The organism is Halomonas sp. PA16-9, from assembly GCF_009728585.1.
GTDB lineage: Bacteria > Pseudomonadota > Gammaproteobacteria > Pseudomonadales > Halomonadaceae > Vreelandella > Vreelandella titanicae.
The window spans coordinates 3,328,754-3,347,534 of sequence record NZ_CP040451.1 but is presented as its reverse complement, the minus strand read 5'-3'; the positions used below and the strand labels follow the sequence as shown (position 1 = coordinate 3,347,534).

Genomic DNA, 18,781 nt, shown 5'->3' with positions numbered 1-18,781 from the left:
GGTGATGGATTCGGTAGGCCGTGAGGTGGACGCCGTTGGGTTTGACCCAATGAATGTTCAGCAGTAGATTGTTCGTATAGAGGATCTATGTTCGCTCAACGAACAATATGCTGTAGTTCACTAACAAATACGCCAACGACCCGCTAAGAGGCACCCATCATGGCCGAGTTTCTCAGCTTGCATGACGCGGTAGCGCGCTACGTCCAAGACGGCGCCACCGTGGCCATGGAAGGTTTTACCCACCTGATTCCGTTTGCTGCCGGTCACGAAGTGATCCGTCAGAAAAAACGTGACCTGACGCTGATCCGCATGACCCCCGATATCATCTATGATCAGATGATTGGCGCGGGTTGTGCTAAAAAAGTGATCTTCTCATGGGGTGGTAACCCTGGTGTGGGATCGCTACACCGCCTGCGTGATGCGGTTGAGAAAGGCTGGCCGTGCAAGATCGAGATTCTTGAGCATAGCCACGCTGCCATGGCCTGCGCCTTCGAAGCGGGCGCCGCGGGGTTACCACTGGCTGTTTTTCGTGGCTACATCGGCAGCGAACTGCCCAGCGTCAACGATCAAATCAAATTCATCGAGTGCCCGTTCACCGGTGAGCGCTTGGCCGCCGTGCCGTCGGTGCGTCCGGACGTCTCAATTATCCACGCCCAACGGGCGGATCGTCAGGGAAACGTGCTGGTAGAGGGTATCGTTGGCGTACAGAAAGAAGCCGTACTCGCCGCCAAGCACAGTATTGTCACGGTGGAAGAGATTGTTGATGGCCTGGGGGCTACCCCCAACGCCTGCGTGATTCCCAGCTGGGCCATCAGCGCCGTTGCGGTAGCGGAGAAAGGCGCGCTGCCTTCCTACACCCACGGCTACTACGGCCGCAGCAACCGCTTTTATAAAGAGTGGGATGCGATTGCTCGCGACCGCGACACCTTCACCCAGTGGCTCGATGACAACGTCTATAACGTTGCCCAACATCATGCAGGGGAGAAAGCCTAATGAGTCTGGAATATACCTCTTCTGAAATGATGTCGGTGACCGCTGCGCGGGCACTTGAAAATGGCATGACCTGCTTTGTGGGCATCGGCCTTCCCTCGGAAGCCGCCAACCTGGCGCGGCTGACTCACGCCCCTGATGTGGTGCTGATTTATGAGTCCGGCACGCTGCAAACCAAGCCCGATACGCTGCCGCTCTCCATCGGCGATGGCGAACTGTGTGAGTCAGCGCTGACCACCGTGGCAGTGCCCGAAATGTTCCGCTACTGGCTACAGGGCGGCAAAGTGAGCGTGGGCTTTTTAGGCACCGCGCAAATCGACCGCTTTGCTAACCTTAACACCACGCTGATCGGCGATTACAAAGCGCCTAAGGTACGCCTGCCGGGCGGCGGTGGCGCACCAGAAATCGCCACCAATGCCGGTGAAGTGTTTATCACCTTGAAGCACTCCAAGCGGGCCTTTGTGAAAGACGTCGATTTCGTCACCACGCTAGGCTTTGGCCGCGACGGCAAAGGGCGCGATAACGTACCTAATATCGGCAAAGGCCCCACCCGGGTGATTACCGACCTGTGCGTGATGAAGCCTGATCCGGAGACCAAGGAGCTGGTGGTGGTATCGCTGCACCCTGGCGTTACCCGCGAAGACGTTATTGACGCGACCGGCTGGGAAATCCGCTTTGCCGAACAGCTCGAAAGCACTCCAGAGCCCAGCGAAAACGAGCTGACGATTTTGCGTGAGCTCAAAGCGCGCACCGAACGGGCCCACGCGGACGCATAAAGGAGCTATTTATGAGCGATGTTGTTATGCAAGACGTCTTTCTATGTCATCCCCGCCGCACCGCCGTGGGACGTTTTGGTGGCACCCTGGCCAGCGTACGCCCGGATGATTTTGCCGCGACGATTTTTAAAGCCGTACTGGCAGAAGCGCCGGATCTCGACCCTGCCGCCATTGAAGAAGTCTTCATGGGCTGTGCTAATCAGGCCGGGGAAGATAACCGTAACGTGGCGCGCATGTCGTCGCTGCTGGCGGGCATTCCCACTTCGGTACCCGGCACGACCATGAACCGCCTGTGCGGCTCGGGTATGGACGTGGTGGGTACCGCGTTTCGCGCCATTAAAGCGGGTGAAATGGAGCTGGCGTTGGCCGGCGGCGTGGAGTCCATGTCTCGCGCGCCCTACGTGATGGGCAAGGCCGATAGCGCCTTCGCCCGTAGTCAAAAACTCGAAGACACCACCATTGGCTGGCGCTTGGTCAACCCGCTGATGAAGAAAGCGTTTGGGGTCGATTCCATGCCGGAGACCGCAGAGAACGTCGCCGAGCAGTTCAATATCTCTCGCGAAGATCAGGACGCCTTTGCCCTGCGCTCTCAGCAGAAGGCCGCTGCCGCCCAAAAGGCCGGGCGCTTTGCCCAGGAAATCACCGCCATCGAAATCCCGCGACGCAAGCAGGCACCGCTGATCTTTGACCAGGACGAGCATCTGCGGGAAACCACGCTGGAGAAGCTCGCAGGCCTACCGACGCCTTTTCGTGAAGGTGGCAGCGTCACGGCGGGTAACGCCTCCGGTGTCAACGACGGCGCGGCAGCCATGCTGGTGGCCAGCGAAGCGGCGGTCAAACAGCACGGTCTTAAGCCGATGGCGAAAATTATTGGTATGGCCACGGCAGGCGTCGAGCCGCGCATCATGGGCTACGGGCCGGTACCGGCAGTGCAGAAACTGCTGAAGCGCACCGGTATTGCCATGGACGATATCGATGTGTTTGAGTTCAACGAGGCATTTGCCGCCCAAGCGTTAGCGTGTATGCGCGACCTCGGCCTGGCCGACGACGACCCACGCGTCAACCCGAACGGCGGCGCGATTGCGCTGGGGCACCCGCTGGGTATGTCCGGTGCCCGCCTGTTGCTGACCGCCGCCCATGAGTTGCAAAACAGCGGCAAGCGCTACGCACTGTGTACCATGTGTGTAGGTGTGGGGCAGGGTATCGCCACGCTGATTGAACGCGTTTAACGGAGACCATCATGGCATTTCATAGCATCAATGGCCGCAGCGTCGCTTACCGATTGCTCGGCTCGGAAGTGAATCCACTTATCGTGCTGGCGCATCCGCTGGGCATGAGCCAAGCGGTATGGGACGACGTGATCCCCGCGCTGCTGCCCCGCTACCGAGTGCTGACCTGGGATCTACCCGGCCACGGCGCAAGCCAAGCGGTCAGCGGTGAGCAGATTACGCCCGCTGACCTGGCCACTGAAGCGTTGGCGCTGGCAGATATTGCTGGCGCTGAGCGCTTTCACTTCGCCGGTACCTCAATTGGTGGCGTGGTCGGCCAGCAGTTGATTGCGGCGCACCCTGACCGCCTGCTTACTGCGACGCTGACCAACACCGGCGCAGTGATCGGCAACCCGGACTTATGGAATACCCGCGCAGGCCGCGTGCGGCAGGAAGGCTTGGCGGCGATGTCTGAAGAGATCGTGCCGCGCTGGTTTGCACCAAAGGCCTTTGAGGCAAGCCCGGCGCTGCAAGCGGGATGGTGCGTACAAATGGGCCGTGGCGACGATGAGTCCTACGCTCAGCTGTGCGAAATGCTTGGCCGCGATACGTTTGCCGGTAAGTTGGCGTCGAAGCACGTAGAAATGCAGCTATTTGGCGGCAGCGAAGATATGGCCACCCCGCCCGCGACGCTGGAAGCGCTGTCTGAGGAACTCGGCGGCGTCCCACTGGAGATTTTTGACGGCGTGGGCCACGTGCCCTCGGTAGAAGCCCCGGCGCACTTCGCACAAAAGTTACTCACGGTGCTCGCCGCCGATTTGGGCGACGTGGCGAACCACGGCGTGGCTTACGCCACAGGCCTGGAGACCCGCAAGCAGGTACTGGGAGACGAGCATGTAGCGCGCTCTACCGCCAACGCCAACAGCCTGGACGCCCCCTTCCAGCAGATGATTACCCGCCTGGCCTGGGGCGAGCTTTGGACCAATGACGACCTAACCCGCCGCGAGCGCAGCATGATTACCACCGGTATTCTCGCCGCGCTTGGCCGTGAAGAGTTAACGCTGCACCTAAAAACGGCTAAGCGGATTGGGCTGACAGAAGCTGAACTGCGCCAGGTACTGATGCACGTGGCGATTTACGGTGGCGTTCCGGCCGCCAATCACGCCTTTGCCCTCGCTAAGGAGTTGGGCTGGGGTGAGTAGATTAGTGGCTCCATGAGCGGTTGTTTTTTTTAAGAACAATGCATTTGCAAAGTGAGTGAGCCATTGCTGATCGAAGTGCCAACACCCCGGCATAGCCAAAAGCAGTGTGATGGTGCTGTACCCCTCAACAAAGACAACAAGAGGGTTAAGTGATGAAACGCTCTATCGCAAAAGAGCTACTCCTTGCTTGCAGCTTGGTTATATCCAGCTGCGTGCAGGCTGACACACGGCTTACCGTACTCGCGTCAATTTAGCGTTTTCATTGTTTGCGCTAATCGGCGAAAGTAGGGCATCTTTTTTCGCTGATATAGAACGCCATGCTGAACGCTCGAATCAAACTACGTCACTTGATGGCGTTTCTCGAAGTGGCCAAGCGGCGCAGCTTTGCGCGTGCTGCCGAGGCGCTGGCGATTACTCAACCGGGCATTTCCAAGGCAATACGCGAGCTTGAGGAGATTCTTGAAGCGCCGCTTTTCGAACGCACGTCGCAAGGCGTGTCGCTTACCCAAGCGGGGTTGACGCTGCTCCGACATGCAGGCCCTGCCATACGGGCGCTGGATGAAGGCGTCAGCGCTATTGGCGATGCCCACCGGGGCGGGCGTTGGCTGCGCGTCGGGGCGCTTTCCACTGTTGAGAGCCGCCTGTTGCCAGTGGCGATACAGCGCTGGCATACCGCCGCGCCGCCGGGCCAGGGCGATACCAGTGTATCGGTGGTGACCGGGGCCAGCGCCTATTTACTGTCGCGCCTGCGCCTGGGCGAGCTGGATATGGTGGTTGGGCGGATGACCGAGGCGCGAGAGATTGGCGACCTCTACTTTGAACACCTCTATTATGAGCCTTTGGTTATCGTCGCGCGAAAAGAGCACCCGCTTGCCCACGTCACGCCGGTCACGGCGGATCAACTGGTTGCCTATCCCTGGGCGCTACCGCCGCCGCAGACCACGCTGCGACAGCAGGTGGACAGTTTCTGCGTGCGCCATGCCATTAAGCTGCCGCCGCGGCTGCTGGAAACTCTCTCGCTGCCCGTTAGCTATCGCTACACTCTGGAGAGTGATGCGCTCTGGATAGCCCCCCGGGAAGCGGTGGCCGAAGAATTGGAAAAAGGTCAGTTGGTGAAGGTCGCGCTGCCGTTTGAAGCCCATGGTGGTTCGGTGGGCATTTGTACGAATGCGAGCATGGAAACGTCGCTGCCCCGTGAAGCGTTTTGCGAAACCCTACGCCAGGTGGCAGCTGAGCGCATTCAACCAAGGTCGCAAAAGCCATAACCTATGAGTTATGGGCGAAGATGACTCTTCAATTGGCAAGGGCTGAGCCGCAGGTCACACTTTGCGAGTAAAAGTGTAAAGGGGCAATGCCCCTCTGCCCCTGTAGCCATAAAGAGCATTTTGCCATGCAAAATAATCATAACCGCTTTGTGACCCGTGACCGCAACTGGCACCCGCCTGCCTACGCGCCGGGCTACAAAACTTCGGTGGCACGCTCGCCGCAGCAAGCGCTAGTGAGCATGCAGCAGCCGACCGTATCTGAGTTGACTGGTCCCAATTTTAGTCATCTGCGCATGGGGCCGCATGACAACGACCTACTGATGAATTTCAGCCAAGGTCAGGGGTTGCCGCAAGGTGAACGGATCATCATGTTTGGCCGAGTTGTCGACCAGTTCAGTAAGCCAGTACCGCACACGCTGGTGGAAATGTGGCAGGCCAATGCCGGTGGTCGCTACCGCCACAAAAACGATAAGTGTCTGGCACCGCTGGATCCTAACTTTGGCGGTGTAGGTCGCTGTTTGACCGATGACCAAGGCTTTTACCGTTTCCGTACCATCAAGCCTGGTCCTTACCCATGGCCCAACGACATGAATAGCTGGCGACCCGCGCATATCCACGTATCAGTCACCGGCCCTTCAATCTCTACTCGGTTGATTACCCAGATGTATTTTGAGGGCGATCCGCTGATTCCTCTCTGCCCGATTGTGCATACGCTGAAGGACCCTGACGCCGTTGAAACTATGATCGGACGGTTGGATATGGCCCACAGCAAGCCAATGGATTGCCTAGCCTATCGCTTTGACATTGTGGTGCGCGGCGAGCTGCAAACCTACTTTGAAAACCAATAAGGGCGAGGATACATCATGAAACAGCCTTCTATTCAGCCCAACAGCCAGCCGACCAGCGCGCTGATGCTGCGTGAAACTGCCTCGCAAACCGCTGGCCCCTACGTGCATATTGGTCTTGCACTCGCAGCGGCAGGCAACCCCGTCCGTGAGGAAGAGATCTGGAACGAGATGGCCAAACCCAATGCTGAGGGTGAGCATATCGAAGTGGTCGGTACCGTCATCGACGGCAACGGTGATCTGGTGCGCGATACGTTTGTCGAGGCGTGGCAAGCTGATGCCAACGGCCACTATCAAGCCGATTACGACCTCAGCAAGCCGTTCAACAGCTTTGGGCGTACCGCCACCACATTTGATCATGGTAGCGAGTGGTCGTTAACCACCATCAAGCCCGGCGCGGTGGAGCACCCTAGCGGGCAGTTAATGGCACCGCATATTAACCTGACGCTGTTTGCCCGTGGAGTGAACATCCACCTGCAAACGCGGCTCTATTTTGATGATGAGGCTGAAGTGAATGCGCAGTGCCCGGTGCTATCACGTATCGAGTCTCCGGCGCGTCGGCAAACCCTGATTGCCAAGCGGGAAGAAGCTGATGGCAAAGTGCGTTATCGCTTGGATATCCGCCTGCAAGGCGAAGGCGAGACGGTGTTTTTTGATTTCTAGCCCCTCGTCTGCAAAGTTTGTAAATAAAACTGAAAAGCGTTGCTTATCCGTAAGCAGCGCTTTTTTTGTTTGGGTTCGACCTTGGTCGGGCATTGATCTTGTAAAAATCCAACTTTTACCCGTCATTGTACCTTTTGGAGACGGCGTGAAAGCAGCAACACTGGTGATGCGAGGCAGGAAGCTGAAAAGACCGGGCGACATAGCCTGAACATAGACGAATGTCGATTAGCCCTACGCCTCATAGTGAATTAATGTGAATGCTTAAAGCGAACTAGTATTCGCTATACGAACTTACAATAATCCAAGAAAGTCCTGGAGGTTCCTATGAAAATGTCCCTATCCCGTTGTGTGTTGGCGGCAGCGATTGCTGGCCTTGCCGTTAGCTCTGCCCAGGCAGAAACTACGCTGCGTATGGCGCACTTTTGGCCTGGCCCTTCAGGCGTTAACCAAGATGTGTTGCAGGCGTGGGCTGATACCATTGAAGAAGAATCCAATGGTGAACTAACCATTCAAATGTTTCCCGCCGGTACCCTAGCCAAACCGGATTCCATTTATGAAGCCGCTGCCAACGGTATAGCCGATATTGGCGCCACCGCCCAGGGCTATACTGCCGGTCGCTTCCCCCTCTCACAGATCGTTGAACTACCTGGGGTAGCGAGTACGGCAACGCAAGGTGCTTGCGTACTGCAAACGCTCTATGATGACGGCCATTTGGACAGCGAATACGCAGACACCCGCCCGCTGTTTATGTTTACCACGGGCCCCGGTGGCATCCACACCATCGACACCGATGTGCAAACGCCTGCCGACCTGGAAGGGCTGCGTATACGCCGCCCCACCGCTGTGGCGGGTGAGATGCTGGAAAATATGGGTGCAAGCCCGGTGGGTATGCCAGCGCCAGACATCTATACCTCCATGCAGCGCGGCGTGATTGATGGCTTGAGCTTTCCTTGGGAAGGTTTAAAAGGCTTCCGCATTAACGAGTTGGTGAGCTACCACACTGAAGTACCGTTTTACACGTTGATCTTTGTCGCCACCATGAATCAGCGTTCGTACGATAATTTGACGCCCGAACAGCAGGCGGTGATCGATAATAACTCAGGCATGAAATGGGCTGAAAACGCCGGTGCGGTGTTTGATCGCCTAGATGTGGAAGGTAAACAAGAGGCGGCCGACGCTGGCCATACCATTCGTGAAATCGCCAATCCGCTAGAGCATCCTGACTGGCAGGAACCGCTAGAAACGGGCATTGAGAACTACCTAACGCAGTTGGAAGAGCGCGGTCTGGATCAGGTTCGAGATGTATATCAAGCAGCACTGGCAGCCAGTGAGTCTTGTGGTACCCAATAGGGGTAAGGTTTTATGAAGTCTACTCTCTACAGGGCCAGCCACTGGCTGGCCCTCATTTGTCGCTTGGTGGCTGGCATCGCACTGATTGGGCTGCTGGCAGTGACCATTGCCGATGTAAGTACGCGTTATCTATCGCGTGTAACGGAAGGTGCGATTGCACTGCGCGTTTCTGGCAGCGTAGAGCTGGTCAGCTATTTGATGCTGTTTGCGCTATTAGCCGCCATGGCCGCTAATGTGGAGAAAAGCCAAGTGGTGGTAGAGGCGTTCTCTCACGGCTTGCCGCAAGCGATAAAAAATCGCTTGCAAGGGTTCTTTTTCCTCGGCTTTATGGCGCTGGGGCTCATTCTATTTGTGGGCTTGCTGGATTCGGCCGCAGCGGCCAGTCGGCACGGCGAAATAACCCAAGACCTGCGCCTGCCGATGGGCCCCATTTTCCAGTTGGCAGCGGTGCTCAGCTTGCTGCTCGGGCTGCGTAGTTTTATTCATGCGTTGCTGGGCATGATTTATGCCGCAGGTGAGGAGGCAGCTCATGGGGAGTGAAGCGATTGGTGCCATTGGGTTAGGGCTTTTATTGGTATTGATGATTCTGCGCGTGCCGGTTGCTCTCACGATGCTGATCGTGGGGGTGGTGGGCTTTGCCCAGATCATTAGCTGGGACGCAGCTGTCGCTCAGTTAAAAACCGTCCCGGTAGAGGTACTTTCCAACTACAGCTTCAGCGCCGTGCCCATGTTTATCTTAATGGGTGTGCTGGCTGCTCATTCGGGGATGGCCGGTAAACTATTTGATTCAACCCGGGTGATTTGCGGTGGCTGGAAGGGCGGCCTGGCGATTGCGGCCGTGGGCTCTTGCGGTATCTTCTCCGCTATCTCCGGCTCTTCGTTAGCCACGGCGAGCACCATGACCCGGGTGGCATTGCCGGAGATGGAGCGCTATGGCTATAACCGTGGCTTAGCGACCGGCGCGCTGGCTGCAGGCGGCACGCTGGGTATTATGATTCCGCCCAGTATCGCGCTGCTTATCTACGCCATTCTTACCGAACAGTCCGTTGGCGATATGTTCATGGCAGGGCTGATTCCCGGTCTGCTGGGGCTGGTGATGTATTCACTGACCATTACAGTAGTCATGTACCTGCGCCCTTCCCTTGCCGTGGCGGGTGAACCCACTGCTTGGAAAGAGAAACTGCTCTCGCTAACCGGCTTAGTGCCCTTCTTTGGCGTTTTTCTGGTGATGATTTTAGGTATCTATTTTGGTGCCTTTACACCGACGGAGGGCGCTAGCGTCGGTGCGTTCGCCACGCTGCTTTACGCCCTAGTGAAAGGCATGCGCGGTGCGCAGCTATGGCACAGCGTACAAGAGACTTTGGCGCTGTCTGCGGTGGTTTTCTTTATGCTGGTGGGAGCTGAGACGCTCGGTTACTTCATCTCGGTGTCGCGTATTTCATTTTCGATTACTGATCTGCTCTACGGCATGGATCTAACCCCTATCGTCGTGGTGCTGTGCATTCTGGCGCTCTACTTTGTGCTGGGTATGTTTATGGACTCCATCGCCATGCTAGTAATCACCGTACCGGTGGTTTATCCGATTATTCAGGCGATGGGTATCGACCCGGTATGGTTCGGTATTTTGACCGTACTGACCGTTGAACTGGGGCTGATGACCCCGCCGGTGGGGATGAACGTGTTCGTGATTAAAGCGATGGCACCGCACGTGGGGCTGGGGGAGATATTTAAAGGGGTGGCGCCTTTTGTCGTCTCCGACCTGATACGGCTGGCGTTATTAATTGCTTTCCCCATTTTAAGCACGCTGTTTCTACTCTAGCGGCAAGTACGCTTGCCTCTATTCAAGCCAGCGCGATCACAACCACAACTACAGGAGCTTATGACATGTTCACCACTCAGCTAATGTTAGCGGGCCAATCTACCCCTGCCGAGCATACAGCCACCTTTACCCGTGCGAATCCGTTAAGCGGTGAAGTGGTGACCACTGCTGCGGCGGCAAGTGTCGGTGACGCTAACGCGGCCGCCGACGCCGCAGGCCAGGCGTTTGAGGCATGGTCACAAACGGGCCCTGGGGAGCGGCGCGCCAAGCTGCTGAAAGCCGCCGAACTAATGGAGCAGCGCCAAGCGGATTTCATTGATCGGATGGTAGAAGAGACTGGCGCTACCCTTGGCTGGGCAGGTTTTAACGTTAAAGTGGCGGCTGATGTGCTGCGTGAGGCGGCGGCGTTAACCACCCAGATCCAGGGCGATATCATCCCCTCTAACGTGCCTGACAGCATAGCCATGGGCGTGCGCATCCCGTGTGGCGTCGTCGTGGGTGTTGCGCCCTGGAATGCGCCGATTATTCTGGGTACGCGAGCCATTGCTACGCCCTTAGCGTGTGGTAATAGCGTGATCTTGAAGGCTTCTGAGCAGTGCCCAGCGACACACCATTTAATTGGTGAAGTGCTGCAAGCAGCGGGGTTGGGCGAGGGCATCGTCAACGTGATTACCAACGCGCCTGAAGATGCCGCTGACGTGGTAAGCGCGTTAATTGCCCATCCTGCTGTGCGGCGGATTAACTTCACTGGCTCCACGGGCGTTGGAAAAATCATTGCCGAGCAAGCGGCCAAGTATTTAAAGCCCGTGCTGCTTGAGCTGGGTGGCAAGGCACCGTTTTTGGTATTGGATGATGCCGACATAGACGCTGCCGTGGACGCGGCAATCTTTGGCGCGTTCTTTAACCAAGGCCAGATCTGCATGTCCACCGAGCGGGTTATTGTTGATAACCAAGTGGCGGATACTTTTGTGGAGAAGTTTGCCGCGCGGGCTCAGGCGCTAAAAGCAGGCGACCCACGTGATGAAAGCAACAGCCTGGGCACTTTAATCAACGCGCAGTCAGGTGAAAAACTAAATAGCCTCATCGATGACGCAGTCACTCAAGGCGCGCACTTAGCCGCGGGTGGTAAAGCCGAGGGCGTGGTGATGCAGGCCACGGTCATCGATGGTGTGACCAGTGCTATGCGGCTATATAGCGAAGAGTCGTTTGGCCCGGTCGTCGCAGTGATCCGTGTTGATGGTGAAGAAGAGGCAGTGCGCATCGCTAACGATAGCGAGTACGGCCTCTCATCAGCGGTGTTCAGCCGCGATAGCGCACGCGCCATGAAAGTGGCAGGGCGCTTACAAACGGGTATCTGCCATATCAATGCGCCCACGGTACACGATGAACCGCAAATGCCCTTCGGCGGAGTGAAATCCAGCGGCTACGGACGCTTTGGCGGTAAGGCAGGCATCGAAGAGTTCACAGAGTTACGCTGGATGACGATGCAGCTAGGGCCAAGGCATTATCCTATTTAGTGATCTCGTTAACCGCCACCGTTTGACGCAGCCGAAATTCACGCGGCGAAAGCGCTGTATTACGCTTAAAAAAGCGCGTGAAGTAAGCCGGTTCAGAGAAGCCTAAGCTGTCAGAGACTTGGCCAATGGTCATATTGGTATAGGTGAGCTGGCGCTTGGCTTCTAGTAGTAGGCGTTCATGCAGCAATTGCAGGGCGCTGCGACCGGCGATTTGTCGACACAGCATATTCAAGTGCGCGCTACTCACCCCTACCTGCTCGGCTAACGCCTCAATACTAGGTTGTTCGCGATAGTGCGCTTCGACCAGCGCTTGATAGTGCTCTATATGCTGCCGCCCCTTGTCACTTTGGCGGGGGCCATAACGTTTTGCTGGATGCCCAGCGGTATTAAGACGCGATAGCTCTACCACCAAGGCTTGGATAAGCGCTTCGAGCAGGCTGTTGCGTCCGGGGGCGGGTTGGCGGTACTCCTGGTCGATCTGAGCCACCAGCGTGGCAATTCGTTCAGCCTGAGTTGCCTGGGGTAGAGAGTAGAAGTCGGCTTTTTTTAGCGTACTGCTCTCACCCATTAGTGCATGTAAGTGGTCGGCCAGCGGCTTGGCCAGAGTAATAATGTGTCCTTCCACATCCGGTGAAAAGAGAAAGCCGTGAATAGCCATTGCGGGCACCACGATAGCGCTGGCGCTTTGCAGCTGGTGGCTTGTTCCCTCCAGCTCTAACTCAACGCTACCGTGAGAAATAAACAGAATATGCACGAGGTCGGCATGGCGGTGCGGCCGGATACGCCAGTCGTGCAGACGACTGCGCTCGGGGATGGACTCACAGTGGAGCAAGTCGGGCGTGGGCCAGTGCTGCGTCTCGCCATAGAGCTTAAATACCGGAACGGAGGTTGCCGACGAGGCTGTCATCATCTATATCTCCTCTACGACTAAGGTTGGGTAATAACACGCTAAATGTCCAATAATTGATCTAGATCATGCCTTATTATGCGGCGTGTTTCATTGAAAAATACAAGTCATAAGTTTTAGATAATGACAATGATGAGGCATCCCTATGAAGACACAGGTCGCGATTATTGGCGCAGGGCCTTCAGGCCTATTGCTGGGACAGCTGCTGCATCGTCAAGGCATTGATAATGTGATTGTTGAGCGGCGCAGCGGTGAGTATGTATTGAGCCGTATCCGCGCCGGTGTGCTGGAACAGGGCATGGTAGACCTGCTGCGCGAAGCGGGTGTTGACCAGCGCATGGATAAAGAAGGCCTACCCCATGACGGTTTTGAGCTTGTGTTCGACAACCGCCGCGTGCGGGTCGCACTGGATGAACTGACCGGCGGCAGCAAAGTCATGGTATACGGCCAAACCGAAGTGACGCGGGATCTGATGGAGGCACGCGCCGCCGCTGGCGCGACAACGCTTTATGAAGCAGAAAACGTTCAGCCCCACGACCTGGAGAGTGACAGCCCCTATCTCACCTTTGAACACAGTGGTGAAACGGTTAGGCTCGACTGCGACTACATCGCCGGGTGTGATGGCTATCATGGCGTCTCCCGCCAGACGATTCCTCAAGACCGCATCAAAGAGTTTGAAAAAGTTTATCCGTTTGGCTGGCTGGGGATGCTCTCGGATACTCCTCCGGTCTCTGATGAGTTGATTTACGCAAGCCACGAGCGTGGTTTCAGTCTGTGTAGCATGCGCTCCGCCACCCGCAGCCGTTACTACCTTCAAGTACCGCTGGATGAAAAGGTAGAAGATTGGTCGGACGAGCGTTTTTGGGAAGAGCTCAAACGCCGCCTGCCAGACGAGGTGGCCGCCAAGCTTGTCACCGGGCCTTCCATCGAGAAGAGCATCGCACCGCTGCGCAGCTATGTGGTCGAACCAATGCAGTACGGGCGGCTGTTCCTGGTCGGCGATGCGGCGCATATTGTACCGCCCACCGGTGCTAAAGGGCTTAACCTGGCCGCCAGCGACGTCAATACGCTCTATCGGCTAATGGTGAAGGTCTACCAGGAAGGCCGCACGGATTTGATCGAGCGCTATTCGCAAACGTGCTTGAAGCGTATCTGGAAGGCGGAGCGCTTCTCCTGGTGGATGACCTCCATGCTGCACAATTTCTCTGATGAGGAAGATTTCAACAGCCGCATGCAGTTGGCCGAGCTGGACTACGTAACCAGCTCCAAAGCAGGCATGACCACCATCGCCGAAAATTATGTCGGTTTGCCCTATGAGTCGCTTGAGTAGCCGTTAATACTTAACGTTTTACTCTCATTCTGTTCTCATTGCCCAAGTGATCGCTTGGGCTTTTTTGCTTAAATACCATGAAACTTCGTGAAGTTGTTGACAGTGCTATCTTTCGTTTAAGCGCACGGGCACACGGCTTAAATGATTATTATCGTTAGCGATCTTTTGCAGTAGAGAAAGCAGCATCTGTTGCTCCTCGGCGTTAAGCGGCGCCAGGATATCACTTTGAACCTCTTCAACAGCAGGCTCTACGGCTTCTCGTAACGCCTCTCCTTCCTTGGTGAGCTTCACCACCATCGAACGACGATCTTCAGGGTTACGGTGCCGGGTAATGAGACCGCGCTCCTCTAATTTCCGAACCACGACCGCGATGGTATTGCGATCCAACGCCGTATAGCCACCTAGGGTGATTTGGTCACTGGCTCCCATCTCTTCAAGCGCAGAGAGGATTATATATTGCAGTTGGGTAAGGTTGAACGCCTCGCACTTGCGCAGAAAAATAGCCACGCTAATTTGGTGGCAGCGTCTTAAAAGATTGCCAGGTAATTCAAAAGCTTCAGATAGGGGTGAACGGGTCATGTCGGGTCTTATAAAGGATAAAATACGCTGTGACCATAGCAGAAGTTTCTGTAATAGGCACTGGATGGGAGCACTGGCCAGCATGATACTAGCCAGTGCCCCACATCGATAAAGAGTAAGCCGGAGGTAGCGGCTAGAGTTAACGGAAAACGTTAACGAGCCAGGGATTAAAGATGACCGCCAAAATGACGAGGCAAGCCGCTATTATGAAAGGCAAGATCCACTTCGTAATGCGGGGCAAGCTAACGTTGCTGATAGCGGAGGCAACATAGAGCCCTGCACCCACCGGGGGCGTTAACAGTCCCAGGCTTAGTGTCATACAGGTGACGATGCCAAAGTGGACAGGATCAATCCCATAACTTTGCTGCGCCACCGGGAGCAAAATTGGCACTAGAATGATCAACGCGGCGATCCCATCAAGCACCATGCCTACTACCATCAGCATCACAAACACCAGAAGCATAAATACCAGCGGGCTTTCGGTGGTGCCTTGCATTAGTCCGGCTACCTGTTGAGGTATCTGGTTGTACACCAGTACCCAACCAAAGGCTTTCGCAGCGACAATCAGAAATAGCACAATGGCGGTATTGCGCGCTGTTCGGCTCAAAACGCCAGGTAATTGCCCCCATTTAAGCTCTTGAAAGAAGAGGGCGCCTATCACCACCGCCATTAGCGTCGCAGCCGCCGCGGATTCAGTAGGCGTCACTATGCCAAATGCGATACCGCCCACAATGACGATGGGAATGCTAAGTGTGAGCAGTGCGCCACGAGTCGCACGCCATAGAGGTGTGCGTTCCTGATCAACGCTTCCTTTCTTACGCGCGCGACGCGCCATGATCGCGATTAAGCCGCTGATCAGTATAAACAGCAGTAGCCCAGGAAGAATACCACCCATGAACATGGCACCAATCGACACTTGAGCAATGACACCATAGATAATAAACACCATTGACGGTGGAATAATCGGCCCCAGCAGGCCAGCACCTGCCGTCAACGCCGCGGCGAACCCCTTGTTGTAACCATCACGCTCCAATTCGGGAGTCATTACTCGGCTCATAATAGCGATCTGTGCCGTCGCTGAACCCATAATAGAGGCAAGCATCAAGTTCGAGGTGAGGGATACATAGGCAATGCTGTGAGGAATCCACGCAAACCAGGCACGTGTGGCAGTGATAATGCGACGTGTAATACCACCCTCATTCATGATTTCGCCCAACAGGATAAATAAGGGAATCGCCAGCAGATCAAATACCTCTAGCGAGCCAAAAATAACCTGGGGTAGGTTTTCAAATAGACGGTAGTTGCCGGAAGTGATCACGAAGGTAAGTGTTGAAGCCAGGAGGACAAAGGCAATTGGCATTCCAAGCAGCATTAACACAATAAAAGCCGCAAGCGTCATTGGGTCATTCCTCGTCGTTGGCTAGGACAAAACCCGCTCGCGAGCGATCAAAAAGCCTAGCGATGAGGTGAAAAATCGATGTGACGCAGAAAAGCGGCACGATGAGATAGAAGTGCCACTTGGGCCAATCGAGCGTAATAGCGATATCGTAGTGGATCGAAGGTGACCGCAGCCAAGCGATGGCGTACCACAGGACAGTAACCATTATCGCCAGGCAGATCAGCTCGGTAAGCCAATAGCAAACGCGCTGAGCCGCTTTAGGCAGTATCGCAATCAGCATGGTCAAACGTACGTGCTGGTCGTTATGTATGGCGATAGAGATGGCGAGAAACGCCATCCAAATCAGAATATAGACGGCTAGCTCATTGGCAAAAAAAAGTGGGCTGTTGAGTACGTATCGTGCGAAAACATTAGCAATAAGCAACGCGCTAAAAGCTATTATCAGTACGTTGCAGAGCAGCTGTTCAGCCCTGGCTAGCTGTCGGCTCGCCTTGGTTAGCCAGGTGTCTTGGGGAAAATACATCTTGGGTACGCCTCTTTGGTTCGGGGCGCAGAAGCGCCCCGACGCGTTTTATTCAGCGTTAAGGAGTTCGGTGGACTGTTGCTGGAATGCTTGGATAAGCGGATGATCGCCAAAGCGCTCAGCGAACGCTTGGTTCGCCGTGCTGAAAGTGTCTTCAGCGCTTTCTAGCGTATACACATTAATGCGGTCTTCGAGCAAGGTGCGGTTGCTCGCTTCTGCTGCAATTTCCGTCTCAGTACCCCAGGCAAGTGCCTCAGCCATGGCGGTATCAATTAGCTGGCGTTCTGCATCGCTAAGTGAAGCGCGGGATGCTTGGCCCATTATGGCTACCTCAGGAAACGCCATATGGCTAGTCAGTGTTAGATGCTCCGCTACTTCATAAAAGCCCGAACCTACTAAGGCATCGAGGTCAATATCCACACCATCCAGCATACCGTTTTGGAGGCCTTGGTAAACATCCGGTAAACTTGTAGGGGTGGGCCGAGCCTCAACGGCTCGCCACCAGGTATTCATCGCTGCGAACGGAATAATGCGGATGTTTTTGCCGCTAACATCCTTAGCGCTGTTAACAGCGCTTTCGCGCATAAGAATATGGCGCATGCCCGCAAAGGTATAGCCGAATGCGTGCAGACCTTTGCTCTCCAGGTTCTCCAGCATCTGCTGAGCAGCGTCTGTCTCGGTGGCCTTGGCCGCCTCCTCTACGCTGGAAAAGAGGAAGGGAGTGAACCAACCGACGAAAGCTGGTTCACGCTGGCTGGTAGCTGCAGCGGTCATAAGCCCTATGTCTAGCAGTCCGGTCTCCATTTGGGTGAACATGGCCGATTCATCACCTAACTGGCCGGAGGGGAAAATGGTAATGGTTAACTCACCATCACTTCGCTCTGCCACTGTGTCGGCTAGGCGTTGGGCGGTTTGATTCAAAATATGCTGAGGTGGGGTAATTAATCCCAGGCGTAGCTCTTTGGCCTCGACTTGTGCGCTGGCAATTAACGCTAGGCCTAACGGAATTGCGCAAAGATAGCGAGTTGTAGTGCTTAGCATGTTTGTCATTGTATTCACCTTGTTTTTAGAGTTTTTTTCTTACTCACTGCAAATTAGTTGTGCTCTTATAAAATCATAAGTTAAAAGCGAAATTCTGAAATCTTATGGGCATGGTAATTTGCAAGAGTTGTAAACAGCGGTTACTTTTTTGTTAGAAATTACTTATATCTAGGGGTGCGTCAAATATCCTCGTCATATAGCCAAGACAGTCCTTCATAAGACTGCTCTGGCGTCCGCGAAGCGAGCATGGCATTGCGCAGTTCAGCCGTAACCCCCGTCGCGTGGTAGAACTCACCGTGAACGCGGGCCATGATCTGACAGCGTCCGGTGCGCAGGTAGCGCCGCTGCTGGTACGCCTGAAAGGCACTGGCAATATCGTTACTGCAGTGGGCAACCTCATCGGCTAGCACAACAGCATCCTCCATAGCCATGCAGGCGCCTTGGGCAAGGTATTGCAACATTGGGTGAGCAGCGTCTCCGACCAGGGTGGCACGGCCACGGCTCCACTCTTTCACAGGCTCTCTATCGCACAGCACCCACATACGCCAGCTATCAATCTTGGCTAACAGTTCTTGAACCGTATCGCAGGTTCCAGCGAAACGACGCTTGAGCTCCTCAGGATCGCCCTCTGTATTCCAGCCTTCCACATAGCGGTCGCTATGGAACACGGCAACCAGGTTGAAGAGCTTTCCTCCACGTAACGGATACTGTACGAGGTGATTTTTGGGGCCGCCCCACAGAATCATGGCATTACGGCGATAGGCTTCTGGCACTTCCTCGATAGGCAGTACCGCACGATAGGCAATATGGCCGGAAACCCTCGGAGCGCCATCGCCGATAATGCTCTCGCGAACCTTAGACCATAGGCCATCGGCCCCTATCAAAGCACTTCCTGAGATTATCTCTCCCTGATCTGTTGTGACACTCATCTCGCCATCGGCCTCTGAAAAGGAGGTGACCCTAGTAGAGGTTCTAAACGCTATCTTGCTCGATGCACGACACGCGTCGAGCAGTACGTTGTGCAAGTCGGCACGATGGATCAGTGCATAGGGGTACTGAAAGCGTTTGATGAATGAGTCACCCGCCGGGATCTCAACGACCGGCGTGGCATTGACGCTGTCCATCATGATCAACTCATCTGGCAACACCGCCAGTTCACGTGCCTGCGCCAATACCCCTAGGCGATCAAGGGCGCGGAAGCCATTCGGTCCTACTTGGATACCAGCCCCCACTTCACGAAACTCATCGGACTGCTCAATAACCAATGTTGGGATGCCGAGGCGAGACAAGGCCAGTGCCGATGCAAGGCCACCAATCCCGCCACCGATAATAAGAATAGGCTGCTGAGTGCTCATGATGCCTCCACG

General features: G+C 55.4%; 18 protein-coding genes. 12 read left to right on the top strand and 6 right to left on the bottom strand.

Annotated elements, in window-relative coordinates:
- Positions 1-159: 159 nt before the first annotated feature.
- The 11 genes from FDY98_RS15620 to FDY98_RS15570 all read left to right on the top strand — a co-directional run bounded on the left by FDY98_RS15620 (position 160) and on the right by FDY98_RS15570 (position 11,635).
- Complete coding sequence (locus tag FDY98_RS15620; protein ID WP_022521157.1) at positions 160-993, top strand: CoA transferase subunit A; 834 nt, start codon at positions 160-162, stop codon at positions 991-993.
- A complete protein-coding gene (locus FDY98_RS15615) occupies positions 993-1,766 on the top strand; it encodes a CoA-transferase subunit beta (protein WP_022521158.1) in 774 nt (257 codons plus the stop codon). Before FDY98_RS15620 ends, FDY98_RS15615 begins: the two co-directional genes overlap by 1 nt.
- A 26-nt stretch (positions 1,767-1,792) precedes the next feature.
- Positions 1,793-2,995 (top strand): 3-oxoadipyl-CoA thiolase, encoded by a 1,203-nt coding sequence (gene pcaF / locus FDY98_RS15610; protein ID WP_027958846.1) that lies wholly within the window; start codon positions 1,793-1,795, stop codon positions 2,993-2,995.
- An 11-nt stretch (positions 2,996-3,006) separates the two neighbouring features.
- Positions 3,007-4,176, top strand: a complete 1,170-nt coding sequence (gene pcaDC, locus FDY98_RS15605; protein WP_022521160.1) for a bifunctional 3-oxoadipate enol-lactonase/4-carboxymuconolactone decarboxylase PcaDC — start codon at positions 3,007-3,009, stop codon at positions 4,174-4,176.
- Between the two features lie 317 nt (positions 4,177-4,493).
- Positions 4,494-5,441: a pca operon transcription factor PcaQ gene (gene pcaQ / locus FDY98_RS15600; RefSeq protein ID WP_022521161.1), complete on the top strand. Its 948-nt coding sequence runs from the start codon at positions 4,494-4,496 to the stop codon at positions 5,439-5,441.
- A gap of 125 nt (positions 5,442-5,566) precedes the next feature.
- Entirely contained in the window at positions 5,567-6,289 is a 723-nt protein-coding gene (pcaH, locus tag FDY98_RS15595) for a protocatechuate 3,4-dioxygenase subunit beta (protein ID WP_022521162.1), read from the top strand.
- Between the two features lie 15 nt (positions 6,290-6,304).
- On the top strand, positions 6,305-6,949 hold the full coding sequence (gene pcaG, locus FDY98_RS15590; protein WP_022521163.1) for a protocatechuate 3,4-dioxygenase subunit alpha: 645 nt from the start codon (positions 6,305-6,307) through the stop codon (positions 6,947-6,949).
- A gap of 324 nt (positions 6,950-7,273) precedes the next feature.
- A complete protein-coding gene (locus FDY98_RS15585; protein WP_022521164.1) occupies positions 7,274-8,299 on the top strand; it encodes a TRAP transporter substrate-binding protein in 1,026 nt (341 codons plus the stop codon).
- A gap of 12 nt (positions 8,300-8,311) precedes the next feature.
- Positions 8,312-8,839 (top strand): TRAP transporter small permease, encoded by a 528-nt coding sequence (locus tag FDY98_RS15580; RefSeq protein ID WP_022521165.1) that lies wholly within the window; start codon positions 8,312-8,314, stop codon positions 8,837-8,839.
- Positions 8,829-10,118: a TRAP transporter large permease gene (locus tag FDY98_RS15575; protein ID WP_022521166.1), complete on the top strand. Its 1,290-nt coding sequence runs from the start codon at positions 8,829-8,831 to the stop codon at positions 10,116-10,118. Before FDY98_RS15580 ends, FDY98_RS15575 begins: the two co-directional genes overlap by 11 nt.
- Positions 10,119-10,183: 65 nt before the next feature.
- Positions 10,184-11,635, top strand: a complete 1,452-nt coding sequence (locus tag FDY98_RS15570; RefSeq protein WP_022521167.1) for an aldehyde dehydrogenase — start codon at positions 10,184-10,186, stop codon at positions 11,633-11,635.
- On the opposite strand, the gene FDY98_RS15565 is transcribed toward FDY98_RS15570, so the two are convergent.
- Positions 11,628-12,545, bottom strand: coding sequence for a helix-turn-helix domain-containing protein (locus FDY98_RS15565; protein ID WP_022521168.1), 918 nt, complete (start codon positions 12,543-12,545; stop codon positions 11,628-11,630). The genes FDY98_RS15570 and FDY98_RS15565 overlap by 8 nt on opposite strands.
- A 142-nt stretch (positions 12,546-12,687) precedes the next feature.
- Here FDY98_RS15565 and pobA point away from each other — a divergent pair, with 142 nt between their 5' ends.
- On the top strand, positions 12,688-13,872 hold the full coding sequence (pobA, locus tag FDY98_RS15560; RefSeq protein ID WP_022521169.1) for a 4-hydroxybenzoate 3-monooxygenase: 1,185 nt from the start codon (positions 12,688-12,690) through the stop codon (positions 13,870-13,872).
- A 105-nt stretch (positions 13,873-13,977) separates the two neighbouring features.
- Here pobA and FDY98_RS15555 read toward each other — a convergent pair whose 3' ends face one another.
- The 5 genes from FDY98_RS15555 to FDY98_RS15535 form a co-directional block, all read right to left on the bottom strand.
- A complete protein-coding gene (locus tag FDY98_RS15555) occupies positions 13,978-14,451 on the bottom strand; it encodes a MarR family winged helix-turn-helix transcriptional regulator (protein ID WP_035538076.1) in 474 nt (157 codons plus the stop codon).
- A 139-nt stretch (positions 14,452-14,590) separates the two neighbouring features.
- A complete protein-coding gene (locus FDY98_RS15550) occupies positions 14,591-15,850 on the bottom strand; it encodes a TRAP transporter large permease (RefSeq protein WP_022521171.1) in 1,260 nt (419 codons plus the stop codon).
- Positions 15,851-15,854: 4 nt separating this feature from the next.
- On the bottom strand, positions 15,855-16,373 hold the full coding sequence (locus FDY98_RS15545; protein ID WP_022521172.1) for a TRAP transporter small permease: 519 nt from the start codon (positions 16,371-16,373) through the stop codon (positions 15,855-15,857).
- A gap of 48 nt (positions 16,374-16,421) precedes the next feature.
- The gene (locus FDY98_RS15540) at positions 16,422-17,423 is read right to left on the bottom strand and encodes a TRAP transporter substrate-binding protein (protein ID WP_022521173.1); all 1,002 of its coding nucleotides are present in this window, start codon (positions 17,421-17,423) and stop codon (positions 16,422-16,424) included.
- 170 nt (positions 17,424-17,593) lie between these two features.
- A complete protein-coding gene (locus tag FDY98_RS15535; RefSeq protein ID WP_022521174.1) occupies positions 17,594-18,769 on the bottom strand; it encodes a 3-hydroxybenzoate 6-monooxygenase in 1,176 nt (391 codons plus the stop codon).
- Between the last annotated feature and the right edge of the window lie 12 nt (positions 18,770-18,781).

What these genes read in the sequence shown, in the direction of transcription:
- FDY98_RS15550 (WP_022521171.1), bottom strand. Translation starts at nt 15,850, where the DNA reads ATGACGCTTGCGGCTTTTATTGTGTTAATGCTGCTTGGAATGCCAATT.
- FDY98_RS15585 (WP_022521164.1), top strand. Translation starts at nt 7,274, where the DNA reads ATGAAAATGTCCCTATCCCGTTGTGTGTTGGCGGCAGCGATTGCTGGC.
- FDY98_RS15545 (WP_022521172.1), bottom strand. Translation starts at nt 16,373, where the DNA reads ATGTATTTTCCCCAAGACACCTGGCTAACCAAGGCGAGCCGACAGCTA.
- pcaG (WP_022521163.1), top strand. Translation starts at nt 6,305, where the DNA reads ATGAAACAGCCTTCTATTCAGCCCAACAGCCAGCCGACCAGCGCGCTG.
- FDY98_RS15575 (WP_022521166.1), top strand. Translation starts at nt 8,829, where the DNA reads ATGGGGAGTGAAGCGATTGGTGCCATTGGGTTAGGGCTTTTATTGGTA.
- FDY98_RS15540 (WP_022521173.1), bottom strand. Translation starts at nt 17,423, where the DNA reads ATGACAAACATGCTAAGCACTACAACTCGCTATCTTTGCGCAATTCCG.
- FDY98_RS15570 (WP_022521167.1), top strand. Translation starts at nt 10,184, where the DNA reads ATGTTCACCACTCAGCTAATGTTAGCGGGCCAATCTACCCCTGCCGAG.
- FDY98_RS15565 (WP_022521168.1), bottom strand. Translation starts at nt 12,545, where the DNA reads ATGATGACAGCCTCGTCGGCAACCTCCGTTCCGGTATTTAAGCTCTAT.
- pcaDC (WP_022521160.1), top strand. Translation starts at nt 3,007, where the DNA reads ATGGCATTTCATAGCATCAATGGCCGCAGCGTCGCTTACCGATTGCTC.
- FDY98_RS15620 (WP_022521157.1), top strand. Translation starts at nt 160, where the DNA reads ATGGCCGAGTTTCTCAGCTTGCATGACGCGGTAGCGCGCTACGTCCAA.
- pcaQ (WP_022521161.1), top strand. Translation starts at nt 4,494, where the DNA reads ATGCTGAACGCTCGAATCAAACTACGTCACTTGATGGCGTTTCTCGAA.
- pcaF (WP_027958846.1), top strand. Translation starts at nt 1,793, where the DNA reads ATGCAAGACGTCTTTCTATGTCATCCCCGCCGCACCGCCGTGGGACGT.
- FDY98_RS15555 (WP_035538076.1), bottom strand. Translation starts at nt 14,451, where the DNA reads ATGACCCGTTCACCCCTATCTGAAGCTTTTGAATTACCTGGCAATCTT.
- FDY98_RS15580 (WP_022521165.1), top strand. Translation starts at nt 8,312, where the DNA reads ATGAAGTCTACTCTCTACAGGGCCAGCCACTGGCTGGCCCTCATTTGT.
- pobA (WP_022521169.1), top strand. Translation starts at nt 12,688, where the DNA reads ATGAAGACACAGGTCGCGATTATTGGCGCAGGGCCTTCAGGCCTATTG.
- FDY98_RS15615 (WP_022521158.1), top strand. Translation starts at nt 993, where the DNA reads ATGAGTCTGGAATATACCTCTTCTGAAATGATGTCGGTGACCGCTGCG.
- pcaH (WP_022521162.1), top strand. Translation starts at nt 5,567, where the DNA reads ATGCAAAATAATCATAACCGCTTTGTGACCCGTGACCGCAACTGGCAC.
- FDY98_RS15535 (WP_022521174.1), bottom strand. Translation starts at nt 18,769, where the DNA reads ATGAGCACTCAGCAGCCTATTCTTATTATCGGTGGCGGGATTGGTGGC.